Here is a 23,004-nt window from a genome sequence, read left to right as displayed (position 1 = left end):
ACCACCGACCAAAGTAGGGGGTACTGATGCCCAAGGTCCCGACCACAGTGGGTGGCAACAAACCCCGCCGAATTTCTACTGTGGAAACCAATAAACCCTTACAGGCACCACAGAGCATCTCCAAGGCAGGAACCATGATCACGCTGGACGAACTGAGCAAAAGCTATTCAGGCAAAACCGCGGTGGACCGGTTCTCCGCGCAAATACGGCCCGGTGCAGTCACCGGTTTTTTGGGGCCGAACGGTGCGGGTAAAAGCACCACCATGCGCCTGATCCTCGGGCTGGATCGGCCCGATTCCGGTGAAGCGTTCATCAACGGGAAAGCCTACCGGCACCTGGTAGAACCGCTGCGGCATGTCGGGGCGCACATCACCGCGAACGCCGGATTCCCCGGGCAAACCCCACGCTCATTTTTGAAGGTGCTGGCCCGCAGCAACCGGCTCCCAGCACAGCGGGTAGAGCAGGTGCTCGAACAGGCTGGGCTGCAACAAGTTGCCACGCAGAGGATCCGCGGTTTCTCCCTGGGGATGCGCCAGCGGCTGGGAATTGCCGCGGCCCTGCTCGGGCAGCCGCCGGTCCTGGTGCTGGATGAGCCAATGAACGGGTTGGACGCCGAAGGAATCCGTTGGATTCGCGGGCTGATGCGCCAGCACGCCCAAGACGACGGAACCGTGCTGGTCTCAAGCCACCTGCTCAGCGAGGTCCAACAGGTCGCCGATGAGCTTTTGGTCATTGGGCGCGGCCGGCTGATCACCCAGGCCTCCACCGAAGAGTTGCTGCGGGGGCAGGAAGGTCCCCGGATCGCCGTGCGCTCACCGCAGGCGCCGCTTCTAGCCCAAATCCTGCGCGCACAGGGCGCGGCCGCGACCGAGCGTGGAGACGGGCTGCTGGAAATCACCGGGATGAGCTTGGCCCAGGTGGGCGCCGTTGCCTATCGATCCAATATCGAGGTGCATGAATTGAGCGCAGCGACCGGATCGCTCGAAACCGTTTATACCGAGCTCACCGCCCAGGCCGTGGAATACGCCACGGCCAACCGAAAGGAGAACAGCAAATGAGCACCATTACGCTGAACCAGCGGCAGACGGTGCGCACATTGCGCGCCGCCATGCATTCCGAAGCCACCAAATTCTGTTCCCTGAGGCCCCTGGTGTGGTTGTTCCTGGCCGGGATAGCGGTCAGTATGGTGCTCGCGTGGCTCCTTGGAGCCAGCGCCAAGGCCAGCGGAGAGAACGGTTATGACACAGCCATGGCGGCGCCCCTGATGGTGTTCGCAACCCTCCAATTCGGGCAGCTGTTTTTCGCCGCCGCCGCGGTGCTTCACCTGACCGGAGAGTATTCGGCGGATCAGATCTCACGCACCCTTCAGGCGGTGCCGCGCAGAGGCCTGTTGCTGGCAGCCAAACTAGTGGTGGTCGCCGTGATGGGATTTGCAGGCGGAGTTCTGTCGGTAGTGCTCGGGACCATTCCGGCGGCGCTCGCCGCCGGCGACTACGGAGTGTTCACCGGCGCCCAACTGGCCTCGGCAACCCTTGGCGCTGGAGTGTATCTGGCATTGCTGGCGGTGATGTCTCAAGGACTGGGTATGGTGTGTCGAAACAGCACCGGTGGCATTGTGGCCATGCTGATGTTGGTGATCGGACTGCCGCAGGTGTTGCAGCTCATCCGGATCCAGTGGGTGCAGGATGTGGTGGCCTACCTGCCCACCAATGCCGCCACGTTGATGGCCACGGGGGCCACCGAACCCTATGGCACAGGTGTGGCGCTGGCCGTGCTGGTTGGTTGGGCCGTGGTGCTTGGCGGCGCCGGGGCGCTGCGGATGGTGCGCAGCGACGCGTGAGGCCAAGTACGAATTCAGGCGGTCACAAGGACGGACGAACCGGCCTGCCCAAAGATTGGACTGCCGATGAAGCCTACGAGAATAGATGTGGCAGGCCATCGAGGCATAGCGCGTGGTACCGAGTGTCGTGGTTGCCGACGAAGTAGTACGGAATTCGAAAGCGGTGGTGAAGCGCTGAAGCGGATCTCGCAACAACGTGAAACGAGCTAAGCCACAGCTACCCGAGCAGTGGGTTATTGAGATTTGAGCCGACGGGCAGCAGTATGTCTGCTCCGCCAACGCCTGTTTTCGGTGTAGCCCGTCCGTACTCATACTGTGGCCAAACTACGTTCGCGCATCCACACATTTAATCTTTTGAGCTCCGCGGGAGTCTCAGCCCGGATTAGCGCCTTCATCCGTTTCCCCACAGGGTAAATCTTGTCTGAAAGGAACACCGGTTGAGCAGACGGGCTAACATTGAGCGCCCATGATGGGGTAACCGACTGAGTTTTCGCCGCGACCCACCGTGTCAGGGCAGCTAGAGCCACTATGTACTGCTTGTCACCTAGTTCCGGAGCTTTGCGCAGTAATGGTTGACCAGCCTCTAGCGATTCAGCCGCGTACTCACTCACCAGCCGTAAAGCATACTCGTAGTCTTCAGTGGCCAAGGTTTGCTGGAAGGCGCGGGCAATGTCATCGCTACGATCAGGGATCTGCTTGGTTGCCGGTTCCTCGAACCCTGGTTCTTGCAGTACTTTCAGCGTGAGTGCCAAGGAAGCGGACTCCTTGCCGGCTTCGAGCTCCACCAAAAACTTCCGCGATACCCCTACAGCGCGCGCCACCTCAGCTTGGGTCAATTCGAGCCGTTGACGCTGCTTTCTGATTCTCAGACCCGGAGCTGATGCGGTGAACGGAGGTAGTTCCATAGATCCATTATGTGACCGTACAGTGACATCGTCATTGATTGTCGTTTGGAAGATCTGCCAAGACGCTCATCACGATTTTTCGTGCTTGCCTTGTCGCCATGAATCCGGGCGATCTTTCGCCCTAACTTCCTTGGGCAAGCTGCGTTGAACGCTGATGCCGTTCGCCGTGTTAATGAGCCACGTCTGATCCAGCCATCTTGCGCTCTTGCGCGCTAGATGACTGGAGCAGACAGTAGCTTCAAATGTTGCCTTAAACAGTCTCGATCTTCACGAGATCAGGCCTGTTCAGCCCAAGATGCTCCCGGAATGTGGCACCAGTGTATTCCGTGCGGAAAACTCCTCGATCCTGCAGGAGCGGGATTACTTTGTCCTTGAATACTTCGAACCCTGCGGGCAAATGCGTCGGCGACAGGATGTATCCGTCGACGGCGCCAGCGAGGAACCACTCGGTTAGCTCATCTGCCACGGTTTCGGCAGTTCCAACAACGATGCGGTGTCCATAGCTGCCAACAACTCGCAGGTAGAGTTCCCGGAGGGTCAGGTTCTCAGATCGTGCAGTGTCGATGATGAGCTGTCGGCGACTTTTGTAGTTGTCCGTGTCCGGGATGTCGTCAGGAAGCGGCCCATCCAGTGGCAAACCGGTGACATCGTAGTCCAGTAGTTGGGATAAACGCGTCAAGCCTACCTCCGGATGGATCAGCTCCTGCATCTCCTCATAGAGTTCTTGCGCATGTTCCGGGCTGTCCCCGATGATTGGCTGCACACCGGCAATGATGCGGACGCTGTCCTCCGCACGACCGGCAGCAACTGTTTTTGCACGAAGCGTCTTGCTGAAGGCAAGGGCCCCCGCAAGAGTCGGCTGCGCAGTGAAAGCTATATCGGTGCACTTCGCGGCGAGATTTAGCCCAGCCTCAGAGGAACCGGCTTGTACTTGGACTGGATGGCCTTGCGGTGTCCGCCGGACATTCAGCGGTCCCCTCACGGAGAAGTGCTTGCCTTCATGGTTGAGGGTATTCATCTTGCTTGGGTCAAAGTAGCGTCCGCTGGCCTTATCTAGAAGGAACGCGTCATCATCCCAGCTATCCCACAGTCCTGAAACAACTTCTTGGAACTCTTCGGCACGTTCGTAACGGTCAACACTGCCCATGTGCGAAGATTCGCTGAAATTTTTTGCTTCGGCCGGAACGTAGGACGTAACCAGATTCCATCCGACTCGACCGTTGCTGAGATTATCTAACGAAGCGAACTTTCGAGCGATATGGTACGGCTCGTTGTAGGTTGTCGTTTGTGTTGCAACCAGTCCGATTCGTTTGGTCGTCACCGCCAGAGCCGCCAATAAAGTCAACGGTTCAAATCGATAAATAACCGGATCTCGACTCAGAATTTTGGGGTCGGCATCTGGCGCGCAGAGTTCGTCGGCAAGGAACACAAAATCTAGATGGGCTTCTTCTGCGGACTTGGCAACGGCTAGTACCTCATCAAAGGATTCGCCTGCATTGCTCATTGCTTCCGGATGCCGCCATCCGGCGATATGGGAACTCGCTGGTGAAAGCAAGAGTCCGAGTGCCATTTGGCCTTGATGCTGTTGATTTTCAGTAGTCATTTTCCCTCTAATTCTGAGTTGTGCTGTTGGAAAGGATTCGGTGAACTGCGGATTTGAGGTCTTCGACGATCTGCTGAGCCAGTGCGGTTCCTGCCTGAATATCCAAACCGTACAAAGACAGCACCAGCGGCACGCCGCTGCCTGGAGAAGGTAGCGGGATCGCCAACGAGTGAAGAGTCCCTTCGGACGGTTCGTCCAGGCTTTCGACGCCGGGGTCCATCAAGAATTGAATATCTTTCAAGTGGCTCGCGTTGGTACCTTCTTCGAGAACGGAAACGGAGTAACCACGTTCTCGGATTTTCTCCAACATGGTGCGAAGGGAATGGCGTTCGTCGTCTGATTGCGCTGTGTGGAGCCAGTTTTCCATGTCTGTTTCCGGTGAGAAGGCCATGCAAGTCCGCCCGAAGGGAGCCTTGATGGTGACTCGTCTGCCAATGGCACTTGGCATCCACGGCACGCGGCTGCTCCCAGCGCTGGCCAGCAGGACAAAAGAGTCTGAGTCTTTCCCACCCACGAGACATCCGCAGTTGTATTTTTCGGCCAAAGTCTCCATTTCGGCCCGTGCCTGGTCAACGGTAGTCAGCTGTTGATGGAGTGAATCGTCGAACATGGCCATTGAATGAGGAGTGAATTTCCCAAATCCTCCTTGGAAAAAAAGTAGCGGCAGCTCATTTCCTCGAATGTCCATGCTCTGAACGGCGCCTAAGACGATGTGGTGGTCTCCAGCATCGATAACCTCCTTAGTTGTGCACTCGATCCACGCGATGGCATCGTGAGCAATCGGGTTTCCCTGAGCAGTTTTTTCCCATTCAACCGATTCAAACTTAGTTGCGGTTTTCCCTCCGAACGCTCGAACTACACTTTCTTGATTTGCACCGAGAACACTGATTGCGAACTTTCCGGCCTGCTGAATTTTGGGCCATGTAGTTGACGACTTGGCGGGCATGAATGAGACCAGCGGCGGATCCAGCGATACGGACGCGAATGTGCCGACGATCATTCCGACAGGGTTTTCCTCTGCGTCAAGGGATGAAACGAGCGCGACACCTGTGGGGTAGCGTCCCATGGTCTTGCGATAGTGCTGGGGATCAATTGCATTGGTGACAGCCTGATTGCTCATGAGAGGCCTTTCTGAGTGATCCATTCGTTGGCAACTTCGGCCGCGTCGCGATGGTCAAGGACATATTGTTTGTTCAGTAGGGTCAGTTCTTCGGTGCTGAGACTTTCGCTAATCTTCCCGAGTGCATCTTGTGCAGCCTCTGGAACTTCGTTGGCGCAAATCAAAGGAGTCACGTTGTTGACCCCGATCGTGTTTTTGGGGTCCTGCAGGACAACAAAACCTTCGGTTTCAATTTGTGGTGTTGTGGAGAAAAGCAAGGCGGCATCAATATCCCCTTTGCCCAATGCGGCCAAGGTGATGGGCCCCGAATAGTCCAGGTTCTTGTACTCTCTAAAACTCACGCCGTAGTCCTCCGCCAGCCCTTGGTATCCGTCAGAACGTGTTTTCCATTCGGTGGGACCGCCGAATGTCATTTCCTCGGCATGAGCGGCCAGATCCTCGATTTTTGTTAGACCAAACTCTTGGGCGATCGCGCTGGTGACCGCCACAGAATTGTTGTTCTGTGCTTCAGAAGACTTTAAGATTTGCAGTGAGTCGGGAAGCTGCTGTTGAAGTGCGGAATTAACTTCCTCGGTGCCCGATGCCGACACGTCAGGTGCAATGAATGCGAGCAGCGCTTGGTTGTATTCCGGAACAACGTCGAGAGTGCAGTTTTCCACTTGCGAATAGAGCACTTCGCGAGCTCCAATGTTGAGTTTTCGCTCGACCGCGAATCCCTGGTTCTCTAGTGTTTTGGCATAGATTTCGCCGAGGAGTATGTTTTCGCTGAAGTTGGCGGAGCCGACCACAATGGTTGGTTTTCCTGAGTCTTCAGCAGTTGGAGCTGACGCGTACGGGTCACTTGCCCCACAAGCAGTTAGTGTTCCCGCCGTAATGAGGGGCACCGTGGCAAGGAAAGCGAGGTATCGAGTTTTCATAGTCGAGTCGATTCTTGTTAGGAGTTTGAGAATGCGAGGTTTCCGAGAACACGTCGTTGTGTTATCCCGGGAGATGTCACCAATGCGGCCAGCGCGATAAAAACAACTTCGATTCCTATCGCTACGATGGCGATGATGATTGAGCCTCCAGCCACTTGGCCGAAGTCCCGGCGTCCCATGCCGTCAAAGATGAATCGGCCTAGCCCTCCCAGGCCCACGTATGCGGCGATGGTTGCGGCCGAAACTACTTGGATAGCAGCAAGCCGAATTCCCAGAAGAACAAGGGGGAGTGCAACTGGAAGTTCGACTTTCCAAAGGATCGAACGGCTAGTCATTCCGACACCTTTGGCTGCATCGACGATGGTGTGGTCGACCGCCCTGACACCTTCGAACGCATTGACCAACATAGGAGGTACCGCCAGGACAACCAAGGCGATAAGTGGCGGTAAGATGCCGATACCGGAGGCGATCACCACAAGGGTCAGCAATCCGAGGGTAGGCAACGCGCGGATAGAATTTGCTGTGGTGAGAACGAATATTTCACCCTTTCGCAGGTGACCGAAATACAGTCCTAGAGGAATGGCGATGACCGCTGCGACAGCTAACGCCAGAAAACTGTAGAGCAGGTGCTCGGCTAGGCGTATGGGGATCGATTCAGGACCAGACCACGTTGTTGCCTGGCTGAACCACTGAATCACCAGTTCCACAATGCTCATCAGTTACTCCTTTGTGTAGACCAGGGGGTGAGGATTCGTTGGATTGCCACCAGGACGAGGTCCGAGATAGCCGCCAGGACCAGCGTCAAAACGATGCCGACAATAATTGGTGTTACAAAAAAACGCTGAGTTCCATCTACAAATAGATCTCCGAGCGAAGAAAGCCCTATGACGGAAACGACAGAGACCATCCCAATATTGGCAACTGTCGCAACGCGCAGCCCGCCGAGTATAAGGGGTGTGGCGATGGGTAGTTCAACGGCGAACAGTCGGTGCATTGGCCCGTAACCCATGGCTTTTGCAGCTTGCCGCACCGAATCATCGGTAGACCTAATACCGTCCGCCACATTTCGCACCAGTAGTGACACCGCGTAAATCGATAAAGGGACTAGGGCAGTTAGCCTGCTGAGACCGGTCAACGGAAGCATGAAGACAAACAGCGCAAGGGACGGGATCGCGAAAAATGCTGAGCTGCCGATGAGTACGATCGGATTGAGCCATGCCCAGCGAACACACGCCACTCCAAGCGGAATTGCGATAGCAAGTCCAATGAGCAAAGGGACGAAGGACAACAGGAGATGTTCTTGGGTTAACTCGACGATGACTGAGAAGTTTCTTTCGATCCAGCTAAAGTCCAACACGCGCCACACCCCGTCTTGCATTGATGGCCAACTCGATATTCTCGAATGACGCTAATCCCAGCACAGTGCCCGTTGATGTTGTAGCAACGGCCAATCCTGCCGGTGACAGCAGCGCTGAATCCATGGCAACCCGCATCGAATCTGAACCCGGAACAAACGACCTGCGACATGGGCTTAGGTCGGAGCGGTCAATTGTATGTGGCGGAAGCCATCCCTCAGGCTCACCAGTGGGTGCAGTCAATAGGCGCCAAGAGTCAATTGGCCCTTGTATCGGATCGCGGACGAGAAATTGGGTATCCGTGAGGATGTCGGTGGTATCCATGGTGGACAGCCATTTGATGCCACTGTCGCCCGTAAAATCGCGAACGAACACGTTGGACGGTTCCAGTAGCAGTTCCTTGGGAGTTCCGGCTTGGGCAATGGCCCCGCCTCGTTGGAAGACGACAATTCTGTCGGCGAGTCGTACTGCTTCGTCCATGTCGTGGGTGACAAAAACGATCGTTTTCCCCAGTTCGCTCTGCAACCTCAGTAGCTCATTTTGCAGATCGGTGCGCACGACTGGATCTACTGCCGAGAACGGCTCGTCCATTAACAACACGGGCGGATCCGCTGCTAGAGCTCTTGCTACTCCTACCCGTTGCTGCTGTCCGCCAGATAGCTGGTAGGGGTATTTCTTGGCAAGGCTTACATCAAGACCTACCCGTTCCAGCAGACCCACGGCCTCTTCGCGAGCGGTTCGCTTCGACTGCCCTAACAACACCGGGACTGTGGCGATGTTGTCGAGAATATTGCGGTGGGGGAACAGCCCTGCATTCTGAATTACGTATCCGATTCCACGCCGAAGCTGGGACTCCTCCATCTTGGTGACGTCTTTGTCACCGATCAAGATCGTGCCGCTAGTCGGATTGATCATCCGGTTGATCATGCGCAGTGTCGTGGTCTTCCCGCATCCGGAAGGGCCAACGAAAACAGTGATTTTTCCGGCTTCACATTCGAGGTTCAGGTTCTCGACGCCAAGGGTGCCATCGGCATAGCGCTTAGACACATTTTCGAAAAGTACTCGTTGAGATTCGCCCGTTGGTTTAGTCGCGGGTGTGGTGGTTCTGTTCACTGATCATCCTTAACTCATCTAGTGATACAAGTCTCAATAAATGAGTATGACCGTATAGCGGTCATTAAACAACCGTTAAGCGGTCACTATTTTTACTTTGTCGCATATACTGTTGTCACCACCCCTTTACTGGCAAGAGGTCACCATGGAATTGACAGAGGCGAACCCCCTAACCGCTGCCGCTGGACGGAACGAATCGCTCCACAGGGCGTTTCAGATCTTGAGATTGCTCTCCAAAAACGACAGCGGAGCGTCGGTCGCGGCATTGTCCGCGGAGTCGGGGCTGCCGAGGACGACGGTTTCCCGGTTACTGGCGTCTTTGTTCGACGTTGGTGCAGTCGCGCGCCCGGGAACTGACCGTTTATGGGTATTAGGACCGGCAATCTCTGAGTTATCTGGTTCGGTGCAACATGATGTTGCACTTCAAATAGTTGGGCTCAGTGTTCTCGAGAGCTTTACGGCTGAATTCGATGAGACGTGCATGATGGCCGTTCCAGTTGCCGAAAGTATGGCCACGGTTACTGAAGAGGTGAAAGGCACGCACCTGTTGGGGATTTCTGGCACCTGGAAAGGGCAGACGGTCAGCAGTCTTGATTCAGGATTTGTGCGGATGCTGCTTGCCGAACTTCCTTCACAGAAGACAAAAACAATCCTTGACAAGCAGTTTGACGGTTCTGCACAAGAGCTTAGAGAGCTCACGGAATCCATCGATGGAATTCGACTTAACGATTACTCCGTCGTTGTTGACACTCTGGAGGCAGGGCTTTCGGGAATCGGCGTCCCTGTGCGAAAATCTGGCAGGCTCGTTGCGATGCTCGCGACATATCTTCCTACCAGCAGGTTTACCGAAGATTTTAGAATTGGCGCGCTATCGGCGTTGAGGCAAGGTGCAGAAACTATCGCCAGTAGGTAATTCGCTCACGCCATGGAGTCTGTCGAGCGAACGGGTGCACGTGGATTGTGGTGTGCCTAAGCCAGGTAGTCGGTGGGCAAATTCCGGAATTGACCACGTTAGAGGTTGTTCGAATCCGAGCAGTTCGTCCGACACGTTACCGGGTCGACGTAGCGAGGTCTGCTGCGGGACCTCGTGGTGGCTGCACGCGGGGTGTCCACGCCCGCCGCGGGTTTTGCTGTTTGTGCCGAAACGTTCTCGTGTCTGCACGCCTATGAGTAGGGTTTGAGCCTATTTCCGCTCGGGGCGGTGTCGGACCTCAGATGCACCGGGACCTTGGAAACCCAAAGAGCCCGGGTTTCGTGTGATGACACGAAACCCGGGCTCTAGAGCTGGGCAGGGGTTACCGGCTAGGCGTTGGACCCTGCACGCAATGCGGCGGCCGCACGTTCGTCGGCCTCACGCAGCGCTCGCTCCACACGATCCACGTCGCGCACCGCGCCCTTGTCCGCGGACAAGGCCATGGCTGCATAGGCGCGCAGCGCAGGGGAGACCACTCGCTCGCGGGTGGCTGGACGGTAGCCGGTGGTGTCCAGCAGGCGTTCGCGACGCTCGGCCAGCACCTCATCGGAAACGTTCAGGGTCAGCTCACGGGTTGGGATGTCGATGGAGATGGTGTCTCCGTCTTCAACCAGCGCGATGATTCCACCGGAGGCGGCCTCTGGGGAGATGTGGCCAATCGACAGACCCGAGGTGCCGCCGGAGAAGCGGCCATCGGTGATCAGCGCGCATTCCTTGCCCAGGCCGCGGCCCTTGAGGAAGGAGGTGGGGTAGAGCATTTCCTGCATGCCCGGGCCGCCCTTGGGACCCTCGTAGCGGATCACCACGACGTCGCCGGCTTTCACCTGCTTATTCAGGATCTTCTCTACGGCTTCGTCTTGCGATTCGCATACCACGGCCGGACCGGTGAAGGTCCAGATGGATGGATCCACACCAGCGGTCTTCACCACGGCGCCATCAAGGGCGATGTTCCCGCGCAACACGGCTAGGCCGCCGTCCTTGGAGTAGGCATGTTCTACCGAGCGGATGCAGCCGCCGGCTGAGTCGGTGTCCAGGTCTTCCCACTGGGCGGACTGGGAGAAAGCGGTTGAGGAGCGTACCCCGGCCGGGGCGGCATGCCACAGCGCAAAGGATTCCTCGGTGGCCTTGCCGCCGCGGATATCCCAGGCATCAAGCCATTCGCCCATGGTTTTGGAGTGCACGGTGTGCACGGTTTCATCCAGCTGCCCGCCGCGGCGCAGTTCACCGAGGATGGCAGGGATGCCGCCGGCGCGGTGGACATCTTCCATGTAGTAGATCTTGCCTGCGCCGGCGGCGTTCGGGGCCACCTTGGCCAGGCAGGGAACCCGGCGGGAGACCGCGTCGATTTCGTCCAGTCCGAAGTCCACGCCGGCCTCGCGGGCGGCGGCCAACAGGTGCAAAATGGTGTTGGTGGAGCCGCCCATGGCGATATCCAGGGCCATGGCGTTGCCGAAGGCCTGCACGGTGGCGATGTTGCGCGGCAGCACCGAATCATCGCTCTCGCCGTAGTAGCGGTTGGAGATTTCCACCACCAGCTTGCCGGCGTTCTCGTAGAGGTCCTTGCGGGCGGTGTGGGTGGCCAGGGTCGAGCCATTGCCCGGCAGCGAGAGGCCCATGGCCTCGGTGAGGCAGTTCATCGAGTTGGCGGTGAACATCCCGGAGCACGAACCGCAGGTCGGGCAGGCCGACTCTTCAATACGCAGCAGGTCGGCGTCGGAGACGTTTTCATTAACTGCCTCGGAGATGGCGTCCACCAAATCCAGGGTGCGCACGGTGCCGTCCACCAAGGTGGCGCGCCCGGATTCCATGGGGCCGCCGGAGACGAACACGGTAGGGATGTTCAGGCGCAGAGCGGCCATGAGCATGCCCGGAGTGATCTTGTCGCAGTTGGAGATGCAGATCAGGGCGTCGGCACAGTGGGCGTTGACCATGTACTCAACGGAGTCGGCAATCAAATCGCGGCTTGGCAGCGAGTAGAGCATGCCGCCGTGGCCCATGGCGATGCCGTCGTCAACGGCGATGGTGTTGAACTCGCGGGGGATACCGCCGGCGGCGGTGATGGCGTCCGAGACGATGCGGCCCACCGGCTGCAGGTGGGTGTGTCCCGGGACGAATTCGGTGAAGCTGTTCGCAACGGCGATGATGGGTTTGCGGCCCAGATCAGCGCCATTAACACCCGCAGCGCGGAACAGTGCGCGGGCGCCGGCCATATTGCGGCCGTGGGTAACGGTATGTGAACGAAGTGTGGTCATTGAACTATCAGATCATAGGTTTTGCAGATCACCCAGACGGTGTCAATACTAGTAGTACTACTACCAGACAAAGATTGGGCGGTCATGAACGCATCTGTGCGCCGCAGGGAAGAGCTTGCCGGGTTCCTCAAGGACCGCCGGGCGCGTGCCGAACGTGCGGTTCACGGCCTGCCGGAGGTGGGTCGCAGCCGGGTCCGCGGGCTTCGCCGTGAGGAAGTTGCCACGCTGGCCGGAGTCAGTGTCACCTGGTACACCTGGTTGGAACAGGCGCGGGATATCAACCCGTCACGCCAGGTCCTGGATTCGTTGGCAAGGCTGTACCGGCTGACCCCGGTGGAGACCAGCTACTTGTTATCCCTCGGCGGGCACCGCGAGGTGGTGCCGGTGGCTTCCGAAGGAATGACCCCGGCGCTGCAACGATTGTTGGACGCCGTGGATTTTCCTGCGTTCCTGCTCGCGGCGGACTGGACAATCATCGGTTGGAATCAGGCCTATACACAGCTGTATCCGCGAATTACGTCGGTAGCCGAAGTGGATCGAAACCTGTTGTGGTTGGTATTCACCGATGAGGCACTGCGAGACATGCTGCCCGACTGGGCGGAGCAGAGCCGGGGATTCGTGGGGAGCTTTCGCGCCGAAACCCGTGGCTGGCTCAGCCCCTCGGGGGAGAGCGGAATCGTGGCACGGGTTTCCGAAGCCTCGGCGGAATTTGCGGCGATCTGGCAAGAGCGTGACGTTGCCGGATTCGGTACCCGTGAGCGGCTGTTTAAGCATCCGACCCTGGGGTTGACCCGCTACGAGCAGCACAACCTGGTCCCCGCCGAAGCTCCGGATCTGACCCTGCTGTTTTATGCGCCATTGTAGACTCCCGCTTCGGCAGAGCGCGTTATTCGCCCGGGATCTGGTATTTGATCAGAGCTTTCATGTTCGGGCTCAAGGTGATTGTCGGGGAGAAGGCCACGGCGTTCTTCGCATGCTGCCGGGCGGCGAACATTGCCAGGTAGGTGAGGACCTTTGAATGCACGTTGCCGGCGGAATCAACGATGACGTATTCGTTTCTTCCCCGTTGTTCGACGTGCAAATCTTCCGCTGGTGCATCGTTGGGCGTTGAATCTTCAGCCCACTTGGATCTTTGTCTGGCCATGATCTCCACCATCTTCGTGATGCCTTGCGGTCAATTCTAGCCTCAACCTGAGCTGCACGAAGGCCATCAATGATGCCATTGCGAATGGCCTGGTGTGTGCCGGTGGTGAAACGATTGCCGGGAGTCGGAGAATCGTCGGGCCGCGCACTCTCGCCTGAAATCTCCTCAGAGATAAGCCGCGACAACGCGGCGAGCATGACGGATGCGCTATGGAACGCTGTAGCTAATTCGAGTACGCGGGGAACTCCATGCCTGTAGTACTGGCAGGAATGATCCCCTGAAAACCACCACTTGCACCCCGTGAATTACTTGAACCAGAAGGGCTGGGGATAAGTGCTTTGCTGAAAGATTCATGGGCTGAGGGTCAGCGGCGAGTACGGATTAGAACTCTCGTGTATGGCTTTCGGCGACGTAGGAATTTGCTCCCGGTCCACGGCAACGTTTTCGAAGGATCAGCGGGTGGGTGTTGGAGCGTCAGCTACGATGCGTCCTTCGGAGTGGTTGCCTCCAAGAGCAGGTCACGGGCGTACTTAATAACCGTTCTTGTCGCTAGGCTGAGGTGAGTGTTCGTTCGATACACAATCGCGAATTCTTCATACAGTCGAGGCTCAAGCTCCACTGCAAAAAGCTTGTTATCCATTTTTGGTGCGACCCGGCGCACCACCCCACGCGCGGCGATTGTGTCGGCATGCCCCTGAGCGGCAATTTCGATAGCCGTTTCAACATTTTCCACTTCAGCATGCGGCTGCAGTGAAAGGTTTGCCGCTTGCACTGTTCGCTTGAGCTGCTGGCGGGTGAAATCCTTGTCTCCCCACGTGACTTCGGATAGCACAAGTCGCGCCGCGGCAATCACTGCGGGGGTGGCTGGTTTTTTCGCGCGTTGTGGATCTGAACTGACATACACCAGTTCGTCCCTTGCCACGGGTTCAATACGCAGGCGGTCTTCATTGTGAATGGGCAGGGCAACGAGTCCGGCTTCAAGGTTGCCCGCGCGAATGTCTTCGATCACCTCACTGGAATTCTGGCCGACGAGCGCAATGCGCACACCAGGCAGTTTTTGTAGCGTCCGGCAGACAAGCTCACCGGACAGATACAGGTGCGCTGCACCAAACAGGCCGAATCGGACGGTTCCGGTCTCGGCCTTGTTGAGCGAGGACACGGCATGGTCCCCGGCCGTTACCGCTTCCAGAACTGAGTGTGCATAGGGGGAAAAAGTTTTCGCCGCTTCTGTTGGCGCAACACCTCGGCCAAGCCGGCGAAAAAGCTGAGCGCCAAGGTGTCGCTCCAAGAGTCGAATTTGTTCCGACAGGGAAGGCTGGGAAAGCCCTAGCTCCTGTGAAGCCTTCGTGAACGACCCGCATTCCATGGTCGTGACGAAGCAACGTATCTGATGCAGGCTAAGAGACATAGGATAATCCTATAAGACAGATAGAAAAGATAGTATTCCTCAATTTCTCTTGCAACCCTAAAGTTTGTTGTGAAGCACATCACAACAAACTTGGAGGTTGTTTTCCATGAACACTATTGGATTCATCGGTCTTGGAAACATGGGGGCACCGATGTGCCACCGCTTGATCGAGGCAGGGTACGAGGTGCGGGTTTTCGACATGAATCCCGCCAAGGTGGACGAAGCAGTCGCCGCCGGAGCAACCGCGGCCAGTTCGGCCGCAGACTGCGCCGCAAACGTCGAATTCCTGCTGACTTCCCTGCCGAGGCCCGATCATGTCCAGGCGGTGATGCGCGAAGCGGGAGTATTGGCGGCCATGCGGCCAGGCAGCGTGTGGGTGGATCTCACTACGAACCGCAAGGAGCTGGTTGCAGAACTTTCGGCCGAAGCGCCCACGGGGGTAGGGGTCGTCGATTCGCCGGTCACCGGAGCAGTGGATGGCGCACGCAATGGACGATTGACGTTGTTCATGGGTGGCGACGATGAGCTCACGGACCGGGTTGAACCAATACTTGAAAACCTGGGAATCGTTATTCGGTGCGGTGGGCTTGGCACCGGAAACGTGGTGAAGCTTGTGACCAATCAATTGTGGTTTGTTGCGTCGTCGGCGATTGGTGAAGGTTTTGCCCTCGGCATGAGTCATGGGGTCAAACTCGAAGTCCTCTTCTCTGCCATCCGCCAGTCGGTGGGTGATTCCTTTGTGGCGCAGCATGATGCCCCCTCGATCTTTGCTGGCCACTACGATCCATCATTCACCTTGGATCTGTGCAACAAGGACCTGGGGTTGATCCGTGAGCTGCAAAAGGACGTCGGCACGGACCTTCCAATGACCGATGCAGCTCGCGCGACGTTCGAGCGCGCGGCCAATCGCTATGGAAGTCACGAACCGGAGTTGTATGTCGCCAAATATCTCGAGGATGAATCGGGCCTATCGTTCCGGCTTGATGGTGATTGGGTGCCGCCGTGGGAAGTCACCGACCAGTCCGACGTGACGATTCGATAGATCAATCAAAGCTTTTCTTTTTGAAGGAAGACACATGTCAAATACTCTCTACATCGATGGACGATGGGAATCCGCGCAATTAGGTGAGACCAAGGAGATACGTTGCCCAGCAGACGGAACCGTTGTCGGTACGGTTGCCACCGGTGGTGTTCAAGATGTCGATGTCGCCATTGACGCCGCAAAAAACGCATTTTCCTCTCGCGTGTGGTCTGATGCTTCGGGTGAAGACCGCGGAGAATTCCTCGACCGGGTTGCACGCACCTTAGAGGACCGGCTGGACGAGTTTGCGAAAGCCGAAGCATTAGATACCGGGAAACGGTTCGTCGAAGCACAGATCGATATTAAAGACGTTGTCGCATGCTTTAAGTATTTCGCTCGCTCTGCCCGGGGAGACGCTGGACGAGTTATCGATGCCGGAGATCCCCGGGTGCTCTCACGAGTCGTCTACGAGCCGGTTGGTGTGTGCGCACTGATTACTCCCTGGAACTTCCCGCTACTGCAGGCGGCCTGGAAGGTAGCGCCATGCCTGGCGGCCGGTAACTCACTGATCCTCAAACCAGCCGAAATCACGCCGCATACCGCGATCCTGCTTTTCGATGTTTTTGACCAGCTTGGGCTACCCGAAGGTGTTGCCAACTTGGTGCTCGGTGCAGGCTCTACAGTCGGGGCTCGGATGTCTGAGCATCCCGATGTAGATCTGGTGTCCTTTACCGGCGGGCTGCCGACGGGGCAGCGTATCGCCGCCGCGGCGGCGAAAACGGTGAAGAAGCTGGCACTTGAACTTGGCGGAAAAAATCCGAACGTCATTTTTGCCGATGCCGACCGCGAAGCGGCACTGGATAACGCCTTGAACGCCGGCTTCATGGATTCTGGCCAGGTGTGCTCGGCAGGTACCCGCTTGATTATTGAGGAATCGATTGCCGAGGAGTTCGTCAACGAGCTCGTCGAGCGTGCGCAGCAAATCCGTATGGGCGGTCCCTTCGACCCGGCCGCTGAAACTGGTCCGCTGGTCTCCGCGGAACACCGAGACAGCGTGAGCGAATATGTGCGTCGAGGTCTGGCTGAAGGCGCCAGGCTGCGTTGCGGTGGTGGCTGGGGCAGGGAGGAGCATTCATCGGGGTTCTTTTTTGAGCCGACGATTCTTGACCAGTGCCAGCGCGGGATGAGCGTGGTGACCGACGAATCATTTGGCCCGGTGATCACCGTTGAAACGTTTGGTACCGAACAGGAGGCCTTGGACATCGCCAATGACACCGATTTCGGTTTGGCCGGGGCGGTTTGGACCAGCGACCAGGGTAAAGCGCATCGTATGTCGCGTCTGCTGCGCCATGGAACCATCTGGATCAACGACTATCATCCGTACCTTCCGCAAGCAGAATGGGGCGGGTTCAAACGGTCGGGCATCGGTCGAGAACTAGGCCATTCGGGCCTCGACGAATACCGCGAAGCCAAACACATCTATCAGAACACCGAACCAACTGTCACAGGATGGTTCTCGAAATCTTCGTAGCAATCATGCTGGATCTCTTGATTTCCTGAACGGCGGCGGCGATACACATATCGCCGCCGTATCCACATCATTCAGCGCATGAAACCTTCAGCCAGGGACACGAACTTAGCGGTCCAGATACTTCGGCTTCCATCGTTTCACGCGAATCTAGAAACGGAAACGTCGATGAAAGATCTTCACAACGCGGGTGCTTCCAATCGTTTGGCAACGAAGCCGCAGGACACCACACCGCAATTCAAACGCCGCTTTATGAGGCGACTGGTCGCTGTCCTGATTGGAGGGATGTTCCTTGACGGCTATATTCTTGGCATTCTTGGCCCAGCGACATCACTGATCAGCGATGACTTGATGATCAACGAAATTTGGCTTGGGCTCATTGCCGCAGCTCCGCTCTTCGGAATCTTCATTGGTGCACCGCTCGCGGGGTGGGCTACCGATAAATTCGGGCGAAAACCAATGTTCATCATCGACATGGGATTATTCGTTGTTGCCTCGGCGGCGCAGTTTTTCGTGACCACCGGCGAATCTGCGGCCCTTCAATTGGTCATCATTCGTTTGCTGATGGGCTTGGCCATCGGAGGCGAGTATTCCATCGGTTGGCCACTGCTCTCAGAATTCTCCCCGCCGAAATTGCGCGGTCGACTACTCGGGGTGACCATGGTCGCGTGGTACATCGGATTCATGTTCGCATTTATCGTGGGCACAATCCTGCATGATCTGGGAGCGTCGTGGAAAGTGATCATGGGATCAAGCACGTTGCTCGCCCTGATACTTTTCCTTGCGCGGTTTGGGCTGCCGGAGTCGCCCAGCTGGCTGATCACGAAAGGCCGCGACGCCGAAGCTGAGAAGATCATGCAACGATATGTGGAATCGCCAGAGATGGTTGAGAGCATCACCGCAGAAATTGACCTTAGAAAAATCCAGGAAGCCGAGGCGCGGAAGGTGAACTCCGTAGTGCCTCAAGGCTCATTCCGCATGCTGTTTTCCAACAAATACTGGAGAGCGACCCTCTTCACCTCAGGCTTCTGGTTCTGCGCAGTGACCCCCTATTTCGCCATCGCCACGTTTGCTGACGAAGTCCTGAAACAGTACGGCCTAGCAGGGGGATGGGCCGGTGGCGTGGGATTGTCGGCCCTGGCCACAGCGGGTGTGATTACCTCGGTATTACTTATCGATAAATTAGGGCGCCGGTTCCTCACGGTGCCCGGACAATGGATCTGCGCTGTGCTGCTGCTGATTGTCGGGCTCTGGAGCGGAGCACCCACCGGTGTTGTCCTCGCGCTGTTCCTGGCGTTCTCGTTTATCAACGCAAGCTACAGCATGCTGGTGCAGGTCTATCCATCAGAGCTGTTTCCCAGTGAAATCCGTGGTTTGGGGATGGGGTTCGCCGCCTCGATTAGCCGCATTGGTGCGGCATTGGGAACATTCGCGCTTCCCTGGGCAATCATCCATATTGGGATGGGGCCAAGCATGATTGTGGCGGCGCTGATCGCTTTTGCCGGCGCGCTTCTTTCGCAGTGGCTCGCACCAGAAACCAAAGGCAAGTCCCTTGCCGAGACGGCCGCGTCGTATTCTCACTGACCTGCTGCAGGTTCCGGTGAGGTGGCTCGAATCCTAATTTCCCGGCACCTAAAGAAGCCACACGAAGCCAGTGAACGAGGACATCTCACATCCTGCTGAAGTGGCCGGTTGGAATCCATCCAACCGGCCACTATCCATGAATCTTATTGTTGTCGCACCAATCAATGTCCTGCTCACGGTCAAGCGAATTGTTAGTTCGCCAGGGTGAGGATTTCTGGACCGTTCTCGGTGATGAGCACTGTGTGTTCGGTGTGCGCGGTACGGCAGCCGGTGGAACTGCGTAAGGTCCAACCGTCCGGATCCGACTTAAGGACATTTGTATCTTCCATAACCCATGGTTCCAAGGCCAGCATCAGGCCGGGCTGCAGGGTGTAACCTCGGCCGGGACGCCCATCATTGGAGACATGCGGGTCTTGATGCATCGTTGAGCCGATGCCATGTCCACCGTACTCAAGGTTCACCTTGTAGCCCGAACCATGAAGCACCTGGCCGATGGCGTTTGAGATGTCGCCGATCTTTGCCCCTGGCTGGGCCGCTTCGATACCCGCGGCCAAAGCGCGTTCGGTGGCGTCAATGAGCGCTAAGCTCGCCGCATCCCCCTGGCCACCAACAACAAAACTGATCGCCGCGTCCGCGGCGATTCCGTCCTTGATGATGGCAAGGTCGAGGCTGAGCAAATCGCCTGCAGCAACCTTCTGATTGCGCGGAAGTCCGTGAAGAACTGCATCGTTGACGCCGGTGCAGATGTAATGACCGAACGGTCCGTTGCCGAACGCTGGTGCATAATCCACATAGCAGGAGGTCGCCCCGGCTTCTTCGATCATTTCTTTGCTCCAGGCATCGATCTCCAACAAATTGGTTCCCGGTACCACCTTGTTTTTGAGGGTGGCCAGAATGGTGCCCACCAAGGCGCCGGTTACTCGGGCGCGGGCCGCGTCCGCCGAATTCAGGATCTCAATCATGGGTCACGTTGCCTTCCAACATGTTCAACTGGGGATACCGGTAATACTATACCGGTACTATAATTGGAGTTATGGTCAGATTGCCACTAAGTCAGCAGGAAATCGCACGCGGAGAACAACTGGGTGCCTTGTTGCGGGCTGCACGTGGCTCCCGCACCATGTTGGAAGTTGCCCTGGAAGCAGGCATTTCTCCCGAAACGCTGCGCAAGATTGAATCAGGACGGGTGGCGACACCATCCTTTGCCACCATCGCGCTGCTGTCCCGTGTTCTGGGCCTGTCCATGGATGCTCTCTGGGAGCAGGTTGCTGAATCGGACAGCCAGCGAACCATCAATCAAGTAAAGGACCGATTGAGCGCTTAGAGCCACCAATTCGGCTTGGCAGGATGGCGGTAGGCACGATTTCTTATGCCTCAGAGCAGGTTTTGAATCCTTAGCCGCGAAACCACAGTCTGTTCTTGAAATGTGACTATGAAGTCAGGGATCCCTAGACTTCGCGTAGCGTAGCAGTGAGCCATTCCTGTAAGTCCTTCAGGGAATACTCGGAGGCCGGCCTAGCCACCAACTCTATTAACTTATTGCTCGCCTCCACGGTTTCCATTCCCTGATATAGGCCCGTGATGCTAGCGTCGCGATTCGACGTTATGCGGACGCTGGCAGCGTTTTCGGCCGTAGGTATCGCGGATTCAGTGACGATGAGTGATGTTTCAGACGTTCTCTGCTTTCTCGGCATTGACGTCTCCATCTCCTTTGAATGCTGCACAGTGAATTTGCAACGAGAAGTGGCCGCTTCAAGGGCTATGAATATACCTTGAGCCTAAGCCGTGAGAAATTCAATAGCCTTGTCTTTGAACTCACGGCTTGTCACCGCGTTCGAGTGATTGCGACCGGCCAGCCAGAGAACCTCATTGCGGGTTCCTGCGTCCTTCAATAGGCGGCGTAATTGGGGCATGGTGGTGGCCAGCTCATCTCGATCGCCGGCGACCAGTAGGGTCGGAGTGGTGGGGACCTTGGCCTCGGGCATGAACGGTTCGGTTTTGATTCCCTCAATGAGCTTAAACAGGGCTTCGGGGTCGTTCGAAGGTTCCGAGGCAACGATCTGCATAATTGAACCGGTGAGATCATCATTGATTTCGGTTCCATTGGCCAAGAGCTGGCGAGCCTGATCGATGTCAAAACCTGCGAGCATGTCATTGGCGCCCGGTCCACCCATGACAAGATGATCCACTAGATCAGGATTCCAGGCGGCAAATTCCCATGCCAACCGTGAGCCCAGGGAGTAGCCCAACACGTCCACGGGACCCTCATCGAGATCAATAACGATGGCTGCCAGTGCCTGTCGGATCTGGCTCGGTGCCCAGCTGCCCTCGTTGCGGTTTGGATCGGAGCCATGGCCGGGCAGGTCAACGAGTAACACGTTGCGTCCATGGTCCACGAAATAGTTAGTCCACCGAGCGCGCTCCCAATTCAGTTCGCCGGATGAGGCGAAGCCGTGGATCAGCAGCACTGATGGCCCACTCACCTCAGAGTTTGTGCGAACGATACGTAAGTTCAGATCCAAAGTCATGATCATGATCTTAGGCCAAGACGTGGCCAGCTGCCGTGCAATTCTGAGCACGCTACATGATCGTGGAGGATGGTCGGGGCAGGCTGGAGGATCGTAGACGATTTGCTGAGCAACCGAGCCTGCGAGGCTGAATCGTTTTTAGCCTGACATGAGGCGTAAAAGGTGGTTATATGGATGTTTTTCGAGGCAGAACCTATGGGGAACTCGTCGAATCAAAGTCAGTTTCAGGTTGTGTCGGATGATTCGTGGCCGGGCGCGCCCAAGGTCCAAGGATTCCAGTGCACCTCGGGCAACGTAGCAGCCCTGAGGTTAACTCGGATTCGGCAAGGAGGGGATCCCGATTTTCGGTGAGCGCAACCTCCTACTCCATGGACCGCAACCTGTTTTCGGCCATCCTCGCAGAAGCCTGAATCGTCTTCTCATGGGTCGGATGGAACCACTACAAGGATGAGGGCAACTGGTGGAAGGGCCGCGGCAAGAAGATGGGCCGCGCCATCAAGGGGCTGTTTGAGAGCACGGCGCCCAGCTCGCTGGCCGGCGGCGCCGCCTAGGCGCCACTGAACGTGCGGTGCTGGATACGGGTGGCACCCGGAAGTAGGAGCACACGAGCACCCCCAAGAAGCAGGCCACCTGGAATTTCCAATCACTTGTTTCCCAAGCGCCGCTGGTAGCGGACCTCAAGTACGTGTGGTTACCCCTCGTGTGGATACAAACTTTAATTCCCGCTCGTTATGGGAAGGAAGAGGGGGACCTGATCGCCGTGTTTGGGACGTGGGTTTGGGCTGCATTAGGTCCGAGGTGCCCATCCGACGGGCTGGCCAAGCGGCTGACTGATGTCGCCCGAGAGCTCGGCTGCAAGAGTCGGGTCAGCCCAGACTTCTGCGGTGTTCCGCCATTCCTCAATGAGGTCAGCGAACGCCGTGTAACGGCCTATGGAGGCGCAGGCCTGCAACGTCTTAGCAGACTCGACGACGAACTGCTCTCGGTCACGCTCGGGCAGGAGCACTGTCCAAGGCAGCGTGGTGACCAGCAGAGACGAGAACCGCTCGACCATGGCCTCGTCGCGCACGAATGTCGCCAGAACGGCAGCGAGGTAATTGGTTGCTTCCGCCTTGGCACAAACTCGCTGCTCGGATTCCAGAACCCAGGCGGGCCGGCCGGCGCGCTGTTCAAGAATGATCACCGAGTCGGTCTGCTCGGCGGAAGTCAAGTGCTGGTTGTAGTGCTGGATGAACCGGCTCATCGGCAAGGTCTTCGTCACGACACCTATTTTACGCAACTACTTACGTATTAGAATGGTGGATGAGGTCACTCCGTAAGTCCGGATTTCGTGCGCATTCCGCGACCGGATGCGCCGCTGACATGCTGATTTCCCGGCCCTGGGACCTCAAATGTGCTCTATTGGCTAGAACTGCTAGGGATCGTCTTGGTGTACGTGGTGACCAGCATGTTGCTTTTGGTCATCTGGGTGTCAATGCGTCGATGGCGTAGACGCGAGTAAGGGGCCGGCGATTGCCGACCCCTTAGCTAGTGTTCTGAGTTAATTATTGATTGGGTATCAACCACTGCCTCGTTAACCCTCGCTTTACGTGTCATCTTGCCCAACAGGTAATCAGCAGTCTTCGTCCACTTGAACAGTTTCGCGTTCTGGTTAGCCAACCAGGGCTTCGCTCCGCCGAGGAAACCGAGAATTAGCGCACTCCGAGGGCCAGC

General features: G+C 57.1%; 21 protein-coding genes and 1 pseudogene. 8 read left to right on the top strand and 14 right to left on the bottom strand.

The window, feature by feature from the left end:
* Nucleotides 1-80 precede the first annotated feature (80 nt).
* Nucleotides 81-1,058, top strand: coding sequence for an ATP-binding cassette domain-containing protein (locus ACIOWL_RS01740; RefSeq protein ID WP_400380898.1), 978 nt, complete (start codon nucleotides 81-83; stop codon nucleotides 1,056-1,058).
* Entirely contained in the window at nucleotides 1,055-1,840 is a 786-nt protein-coding gene (locus ACIOWL_RS01735; RefSeq protein WP_400380895.1) for a hypothetical protein, read from the top strand. The genes ACIOWL_RS01740 and ACIOWL_RS01735 overlap by 4 nt, the downstream gene beginning before the upstream one ends.
* Nucleotides 1,841-2,148: 308 nt before the next feature.
* Here ACIOWL_RS01735 and ACIOWL_RS01730 read toward each other — a convergent pair whose 3' ends face one another.
* From ACIOWL_RS01730 to ACIOWL_RS01695, 8 genes and pseudogenes are all read right to left on the bottom strand, one after another.
* Nucleotides 2,149-2,592 (bottom strand): transcriptional regulator, encoded by a 444-nt coding sequence (locus ACIOWL_RS01730; protein WP_400381545.1) that lies wholly within the window; start codon nucleotides 2,590-2,592, stop codon nucleotides 2,149-2,151.
* Between the two features lie 6 nt (nucleotides 2,593-2,598).
* Nucleotides 2,599-2,745, bottom strand: a pseudogene (locus tag ACIOWL_RS01725) (helix-turn-helix transcriptional regulator); the annotation flags it as partial.
* 250 nt (nucleotides 2,746-2,995) lie between these two features.
* Nucleotides 2,996-4,348 carry an LLM class flavin-dependent oxidoreductase gene (locus ACIOWL_RS01720; protein ID WP_400380892.1) on the bottom strand — a complete coding sequence of 451 codons (1,353 nt, stop codon included), beginning with the start codon at nucleotides 4,346-4,348 and terminating at the stop codon, nucleotides 2,996-2,998.
* 7 nt (nucleotides 4,349-4,355) lie between these two features.
* Nucleotides 4,356-5,468, bottom strand: coding sequence for a flavin reductase (locus ACIOWL_RS01715; RefSeq protein WP_400380890.1), 1,113 nt, complete (start codon nucleotides 5,466-5,468; stop codon nucleotides 4,356-4,358).
* Nucleotides 5,465-6,385, bottom strand: a complete 921-nt coding sequence (locus ACIOWL_RS01710; RefSeq protein ID WP_400380888.1) for an ABC transporter substrate-binding protein — start codon at nucleotides 6,383-6,385, stop codon at nucleotides 5,465-5,467. Before ACIOWL_RS01710 ends, ACIOWL_RS01715 begins: the two co-directional genes overlap by 4 nt.
* Nucleotides 6,386-6,402: 17 nt before the next feature.
* Nucleotides 6,403-7,101: an ABC transporter permease gene (locus tag ACIOWL_RS01705; RefSeq protein ID WP_400380886.1), complete on the bottom strand. Its 699-nt coding sequence runs from the start codon at nucleotides 7,099-7,101 to the stop codon at nucleotides 6,403-6,405.
* The gene (locus ACIOWL_RS01700) at nucleotides 7,101-7,742 is read right to left on the bottom strand and encodes an ABC transporter permease (RefSeq protein ID WP_400380883.1); all 642 of its coding nucleotides are present in this window, start codon (nucleotides 7,740-7,742) and stop codon (nucleotides 7,101-7,103) included. The genes ACIOWL_RS01705 and ACIOWL_RS01700 overlap by 1 nt, the downstream gene beginning before the upstream one ends.
* Nucleotides 7,729-8,853 (bottom strand): ABC transporter ATP-binding protein, encoded by a 1,125-nt coding sequence (locus ACIOWL_RS01695; RefSeq protein WP_400380880.1) that lies wholly within the window; start codon nucleotides 8,851-8,853, stop codon nucleotides 7,729-7,731. Before ACIOWL_RS01695 ends, ACIOWL_RS01700 begins: the two co-directional genes overlap by 14 nt.
* Before the next feature lie 145 nt (nucleotides 8,854-8,998).
* On the opposite strand from ACIOWL_RS01695, the gene ACIOWL_RS01690 reads away from it, so the two are divergent.
* Nucleotides 8,999-9,766 carry an IclR family transcriptional regulator gene (locus ACIOWL_RS01690; protein WP_400380877.1) on the top strand — a complete coding sequence of 256 codons (768 nt, stop codon included), beginning with the start codon at nucleotides 8,999-9,001 and terminating at the stop codon, nucleotides 9,764-9,766.
* 389 nt (nucleotides 9,767-10,155) lie between these two features.
* On the opposite strand, the gene ilvD is transcribed toward ACIOWL_RS01690, so the two are convergent.
* Nucleotides 10,156-12,078, bottom strand: a complete 1,923-nt coding sequence (ilvD, locus tag ACIOWL_RS01685; RefSeq protein ID WP_400380874.1) for a dihydroxy-acid dehydratase — start codon at nucleotides 12,076-12,078, stop codon at nucleotides 10,156-10,158.
* Between the two features lie 84 nt (nucleotides 12,079-12,162).
* Between ilvD and ACIOWL_RS01680 the strand changes: the two genes are divergently transcribed.
* Nucleotides 12,163-12,942: a helix-turn-helix transcriptional regulator gene (locus ACIOWL_RS01680; protein WP_400380873.1), complete on the top strand. Its 780-nt coding sequence runs from the start codon at nucleotides 12,163-12,165 to the stop codon at nucleotides 12,940-12,942.
* A gap of 22 nt (nucleotides 12,943-12,964) precedes the next feature.
* On the opposite strand, the gene ACIOWL_RS01675 is transcribed toward ACIOWL_RS01680, so the two are convergent.
* Together ACIOWL_RS01675 and ACIOWL_RS01670 are read right to left on the bottom strand one after the other, a co-directional pair.
* Nucleotides 12,965-13,222 (bottom strand): hypothetical protein, encoded by a 258-nt coding sequence (locus ACIOWL_RS01675; RefSeq protein ID WP_400380870.1) that lies wholly within the window; start codon nucleotides 13,220-13,222, stop codon nucleotides 12,965-12,967.
* Between the two features lie 478 nt (nucleotides 13,223-13,700).
* Nucleotides 13,701-14,630 carry a LysR family transcriptional regulator gene (locus ACIOWL_RS01670; RefSeq protein WP_400380867.1) on the bottom strand — a complete coding sequence of 310 codons (930 nt, stop codon included), beginning with the start codon at nucleotides 14,628-14,630 and terminating at the stop codon, nucleotides 13,701-13,703.
* Between the two features lie 106 nt (nucleotides 14,631-14,736).
* Between ACIOWL_RS01670 and ACIOWL_RS01665 the strand changes: the two genes are divergently transcribed.
* The 3 genes from ACIOWL_RS01665 to ACIOWL_RS01655 all read left to right on the top strand — a co-directional run bounded on the left by ACIOWL_RS01665 (nucleotide 14,737) and on the right by ACIOWL_RS01655 (nucleotide 18,763).
* Nucleotides 14,737-15,672: an NAD(P)-dependent oxidoreductase gene (locus ACIOWL_RS01665; RefSeq protein ID WP_400380864.1), complete on the top strand. Its 936-nt coding sequence runs from the start codon at nucleotides 14,737-14,739 to the stop codon at nucleotides 15,670-15,672.
* A gap of 34 nt (nucleotides 15,673-15,706) precedes the next feature.
* Complete coding sequence (locus ACIOWL_RS01660) at nucleotides 15,707-17,182, top strand: aldehyde dehydrogenase family protein (RefSeq protein WP_400380861.1); 1,476 nt, start codon at nucleotides 15,707-15,709, stop codon at nucleotides 17,180-17,182.
* Between the two features lie 165 nt (nucleotides 17,183-17,347).
* Nucleotides 17,348-18,763, top strand: coding sequence for an MFS transporter (locus ACIOWL_RS01655; protein WP_400380858.1), 1,416 nt, complete (start codon nucleotides 17,348-17,350; stop codon nucleotides 18,761-18,763).
* A gap of 191 nt (nucleotides 18,764-18,954) precedes the next feature.
* On the opposite strand, the gene map is transcribed toward ACIOWL_RS01655, so the two are convergent.
* Entirely contained in the window at nucleotides 18,955-19,725 is a 771-nt protein-coding gene (map, locus tag ACIOWL_RS01650) for a type I methionyl aminopeptidase (protein ID WP_400380855.1), read from the bottom strand.
* Nucleotides 19,726-19,796: 71 nt separating this feature from the next.
* On the opposite strand from map, the gene ACIOWL_RS01645 reads away from it, so the two are divergent.
* Complete coding sequence (locus ACIOWL_RS01645; protein ID WP_400380852.1) at nucleotides 19,797-20,087, top strand: helix-turn-helix domain-containing protein; 291 nt, start codon at nucleotides 19,797-19,799, stop codon at nucleotides 20,085-20,087.
* A gap of 454 nt (nucleotides 20,088-20,541) precedes the next feature.
* Here the strand turns inward: ACIOWL_RS01645 and ACIOWL_RS01640 are convergent, their stop codons facing one another.
* Nucleotides 20,542-21,246, bottom strand: a complete 705-nt coding sequence (locus ACIOWL_RS01640) for an alpha/beta fold hydrolase (protein WP_400380849.1) — start codon at nucleotides 21,244-21,246, stop codon at nucleotides 20,542-20,544.
* Between the two features lie 832 nt (nucleotides 21,247-22,078).
* Entirely contained in the window at nucleotides 22,079-22,552 is a 474-nt protein-coding gene (locus tag ACIOWL_RS01635; protein WP_400380846.1) for a hypothetical protein, read from the bottom strand.
* Nucleotides 22,553-23,004 lie beyond the last annotated feature (452 nt).

It is taken from the genome of Glutamicibacter sp. NPDC087344, from assembly GCF_044744225.1.
Classification (GTDB): domain Bacteria; phylum Actinomycetota; class Actinomycetes; order Actinomycetales; family Micrococcaceae; genus Glutamicibacter.
Note: the sequence above shows the minus strand (reverse complement) of the source record. Positions and strands in the feature narration are given on the sequence as shown.

What these genes read in the sequence shown, in the direction of transcription:
- ACIOWL_RS01655 (WP_400380858.1), top strand. Translation starts at nt 17,348, where the DNA reads ATGAAAGATCTTCACAACGCGGGTGCTTCCAATCGTTTGGCAACGAAG.
- ACIOWL_RS01710 (WP_400380888.1), bottom strand. Translation starts at nt 6,385, where the DNA reads ATGAAAACTCGATACCTCGCTTTCCTTGCCACGGTGCCCCTCATTACG.
- ilvD (WP_400380874.1), bottom strand. Translation starts at nt 12,078, where the DNA reads ATGACCACACTTCGTTCACATACCGTTACCCACGGCCGCAATATGGCC.
- ACIOWL_RS01670 (WP_400380867.1), bottom strand. Translation starts at nt 14,630, where the DNA reads ATGTCTCTTAGCCTGCATCAGATACGTTGCTTCGTCACGACCATGGAA.
- ACIOWL_RS01715 (WP_400380890.1), bottom strand. Translation starts at nt 5,468, where the DNA reads ATGAGCAATCAGGCTGTCACCAATGCAATTGATCCCCAGCACTATCGC.
- ACIOWL_RS01720 (WP_400380892.1), bottom strand. Translation starts at nt 4,348, where the DNA reads ATGACTACTGAAAATCAACAGCATCAAGGCCAAATGGCACTCGGACTC.
- map (WP_400380855.1), bottom strand. Translation starts at nt 19,725, where the DNA reads ATGATTGAGATCCTGAATTCGGCGGACGCGGCCCGCGCCCGAGTAACC.
- ACIOWL_RS01675 (WP_400380870.1), bottom strand. Translation starts at nt 13,222, where the DNA reads ATGGCCAGACAAAGATCCAAGTGGGCTGAAGATTCAACGCCCAACGAT.
- ACIOWL_RS01645 (WP_400380852.1), top strand. Translation starts at nt 19,797, where the DNA reads ATGGTCAGATTGCCACTAAGTCAGCAGGAAATCGCACGCGGAGAACAA.
- ACIOWL_RS01680 (WP_400380873.1), top strand. Translation starts at nt 12,163, where the DNA reads ATGAACGCATCTGTGCGCCGCAGGGAAGAGCTTGCCGGGTTCCTCAAG.
- ACIOWL_RS01735 (WP_400380895.1), top strand. Translation starts at nt 1,055, where the DNA reads ATGAGCACCATTACGCTGAACCAGCGGCAGACGGTGCGCACATTGCGC.
- ACIOWL_RS01660 (WP_400380861.1), top strand. Translation starts at nt 15,707, where the DNA reads ATGTCAAATACTCTCTACATCGATGGACGATGGGAATCCGCGCAATTA.
- ACIOWL_RS01690 (WP_400380877.1), top strand. Translation starts at nt 8,999, where the DNA reads ATGGAATTGACAGAGGCGAACCCCCTAACCGCTGCCGCTGGACGGAAC.
- ACIOWL_RS01665 (WP_400380864.1), top strand. Translation starts at nt 14,737, where the DNA reads ATGAACACTATTGGATTCATCGGTCTTGGAAACATGGGGGCACCGATG.
- ACIOWL_RS01705 (WP_400380886.1), bottom strand. Translation starts at nt 7,101, where the DNA reads ATGAGCATTGTGGAACTGGTGATTCAGTGGTTCAGCCAGGCAACAACG.